Annotated in this window: 1 protein-coding gene; it reads left to right on the top strand. The window is 70.0% G+C overall.

Annotation, left to right across the window (positions count from 1 at the left end):
- Nucleotides 1-1,161 (top strand): SMI1/KNR4 family protein (locus ACSFA3_RS24750; protein WP_435508009.1); only part of this gene is annotated, 1,161 nt, incomplete at both ends.

Genomic DNA, 1,161 nt, shown 5'->3' with positions numbered 1-1,161 from the left:
CGGTTCACACCCGACGAGCTCTCCACCCTGCGCGAACATGGCGTCGTGCTTTTCGCCGACCGCGTGATCTTCGACGCGCAGCCGCCAATGCCGCCGCAACAGATCGATGCCGTGCAGGCCCTGTGCGCGGGCCCCGTCCCCGAAGCGCTGGTCGCGCTGTGGCAGCAGACGGCGGGCGGACGGCTCGACTACGACCTGTCGCTCGAAATGAACGGCAACCTCGAAGCCATCAGCTGGAACGAGCTGTTCTGGAACGGCAGCGACGGCTACCACGACCTGCAGGGCTGGATCGAGCACGAACTGGAACTGGCCAAGGAAGCCGCCGAGGACGGCGGCAAGCCATCGAGCGGCAAGCTCACGCACCTGCCCTTCGGCGGCTTCGAGTACACCGACCGCGTCTACGCGGTGGTCGAACCCGGTGCCGGGCACGGGCAGATCGTCGCGTGGAAGAAGGGCCTGCCACCGGCCTGGACGCACGCGCTGCATGAAGACAGCGTGAACACCATCGCGCCCGACCTGCGCGGCGCATTCGCGGCGCTGCAGCTCGACGAAGACCCGCTGGCGCCCACGAGCGATTACTTCTCGGGGCAGACGCTGCTCGGCTACCTCGACGACCGGCACCAGGACCACGGGCTAGACCTCGACCTGATGGACAAGCTGGTGACCTTCTATTGCCGCGCCGTGGTCGACTGGCGCACGCCGCTGGCCGAAGGCACGCTGCGCCACCATTCGGCGATCGCGCGCGTGGCCCTGCGCCATGCCATCGCGGCCGACGATGCCGAACTGGTCGCCGAACTCGCCGCTGCTGGCGTGGGCTTCGACGGGCCGCATCAGGGCAGCGCGCTCGCGACCGACGTTGCGGTGGGACACGGCGCCTTCGCCGCCGCTGCGGCGCTGGTGCGCGCCGGCGCACCGGTGGCGGCCGACGCCCTGCGCAACATCGACGGGCAAATCGCACCCGAACTCACGAGCGCCCTGCTGGCCAACGGCGCGGAGCCCAATGTGACGGCCATCGTCAAGTGCGCGGCGTGCGGCGCGCCCGCGAGCGCGCACCTGATCGCGGATGCCTGCGCGCAGGCCGGCATCGATGTGGCGCCCGCGTTCGTTGCCGAGCGCGACGCGATGCTGCTCGAACTGGAGACCACGCTCGCGAAGATGCAG

The sequence above is a fragment of the Variovorax glucosi genome (assembly GCF_051216695.1).
GTDB lineage: Bacteria > Pseudomonadota > Gammaproteobacteria > Burkholderiales > Burkholderiaceae_C > Variovorax.
Note: the sequence above shows the minus strand (reverse complement) of the source record. Positions and strands in the feature narration are given on the sequence as shown.